The sequence below is a fragment of the Thermogemmatispora sp. genome (genome assembly GCF_042408735.1).
Taxonomy (GTDB): Bacteria; Chloroflexota; Ktedonobacteria; order Ktedonobacterales; family Ktedonobacteraceae; genus Thermogemmatispora.
Map to the genome: position 1 here is coordinate 1 of NZ_JBHOQV010000203.1, position 1,892 is coordinate 1,892.

2 protein-coding genes and 1 pseudogene are annotated in these 1,892 nt (G+C 63.7%); all 3 read left to right on the forward strand.

All coding sequences use genetic code 11. The features are described from left to right. Positions 1-562 (forward strand): annotated as a pseudogene (locus ACFMO7_RS21535) (hypothetical protein); the annotation flags it as partial. Between the two features lie 87 nt (positions 563-649). Next, positions 650-1,183, forward strand: coding sequence for a hypothetical protein (locus tag ACFMO7_RS21540; RefSeq protein ID WP_376797540.1), 534 nt, complete (start codon positions 650-652; stop codon positions 1,181-1,183). A 37-nt stretch (positions 1,184-1,220) separates the two neighbouring features. Beyond that, on the forward strand, positions 1,221-1,862 hold the full coding sequence (locus tag ACFMO7_RS21545) for a hypothetical protein (protein ID WP_376797541.1): 642 nt from the start codon (positions 1,221-1,223) through the stop codon (positions 1,860-1,862). The last annotated feature ends 30 nt before the right edge of the window (positions 1,863-1,892 follow it).

Here is a 1,892-nt window from a genome sequence, read left to right on the forward strand (position 1 = left end):
TGGAGATATCGCAAAAGCCGAGGAGCAGCTCACGCAGGCATTCGAACGTCGCCGCGCAGAAAGGCAGCACAGGCGCCAGTGGTTCGGGGGCTACGAGGATCGACTGCGGGAGCGCCTGGCCCAGTGGCACCACCTCGGCGCGGACGGCACCGAGGTGCAACGAGCGCAAGATCCCCCGGGCAGAGAGGTGAGCAGCCCGTGGAGTGCCCCCCAGGAGGAGGGCCCCAGCGCCAGCATCGAGGTTTCCCCTCCTCCCGAGCCAGAGCCGGGTTGCCAGGAGCCGTATCTGGAGGAGCCGGACACCCGCAGCGAGACCATGCGTCCAGCAGAGGAGCACGCGCCGCCCTTGCAGACGCAGGCATCCCCTGCTTCGGCGGCCGAACAGGACCAGGTCCCGGCAGCAGCCTCCGTATCTGTTGAGCCAGAGGCACGCACACGCCTGGTCTTCGGGGACAGTGCTCTGATGCGTGCCCTGGCCGCTGCCAGACGACGCCGGCGCCTGCCTCGCGCGAGCAACGGTGCTACCACCATCGTCCAGAGAAGCCTCTGGGACTGGCCATGACCAGTCGTCACGTCATTCCATACCTCGAGCGGGCAGCTCTCGATCAGAGCTGCCCGGTTCCCATGCCAAGAGAAAGGAGACGTTCTCATGCGCTCATCTTCTTCAATCAAGGAACTTCCAGAGGTCGGAGCCGTTCACTGCCTCAGCCTGGAAGCCTTCAAGAGTCTGCTCGTTCCCTTCGAAGGAGTCTACTTGTGTAAACTCACGCGCGACCTGCTGGGTGGGAGTGACCCTTCCCGGCCACGGCAGCGGCTTTACGCCGTTCACCTCACTGCTCGCAGCGTCCTTGGGCCGATTCGCTTCTTCACGGCCAGGGCCGCCGTGGTGGCCGTGCTGGGTCAGCGCGCAGAACTGGTCTCCCCCTCCTCGCTGAGGGTGCGTGGGTCCTGGAAGGGAGTGGTCTCCCGAGCGGAGCAGCTGCAAGGAGAGCTGGCAGGCTGCCTGGGGCAGTGGCTCTCCAGGAGCTGCCTGCAGGTCCAGGTGGTGATCGATGCCCGACACTGGCTGCCGGACGAGATTGCCTGGGCCACGCCTCTGGGCACCGTGGAGTCGCTGGCTCTGAGAGAAGGTCACTGGCAGCTTGACTGGTCCGAGCAAGCATCTCGTGGAGAAGAGCAATAGAGCAAGATTGAAAAGAGAAGAGGAGAAGAGAGACAACATGCAAAAGGGCCATTTCAATCCTTGTGAACATCTCATTCGCATCGGCAGTGCAGGGAACGAAAAAGAGTATCTGCCGATCCAATGGCGCCTGGTCTGGTTCCGGGAAAGTTGCCCCCAGGGGACCATTGAGACGGAGATCCTCCACCTGGATCTCGAGCAGGAGACGGAGGAGGCGTATCTCGGCTATAACGGCGAGACCCGGCGCACTGAAAGGAGGGTCCGCCGCGCCAAGGGCTTCGTGATTTGCCGCGCTGTGGTCAAGGATGGCAAAGGGGGCATGGCCACTGGTATCAAATCGGAGAAAGCGGCCAGCTTCCCTGATTTTATCGAGAAGGCTGAGACCGGCGCCATCGGGCGTGCGCTGGCCGCGCTGGGCTTTGGAACGCAATTCGCTCCGGACCTCGATGAGGAGCATCGCATCGTTGATAGCCCGGTCGAACGGCGCTCCTCGCGCATCCAGCCGCAACCGACCGACAAGAGGGAAGGACCTATCACAACGGAGCAGCGGAGCCTGCTGAGCAAGCTCGCGAGCGAGCAGGGCATCAAGCTTCCTTCTCTTGACGGCTGGAGCGCGGCCCAGGCGGAGGCAGCGATCGAGCGGCTCCAGCGGCGTCGGGCTGGCTCCATCAGTCAGCGCTGATCGTCCAGCCGACGTCCCGTAGCGGTTGGA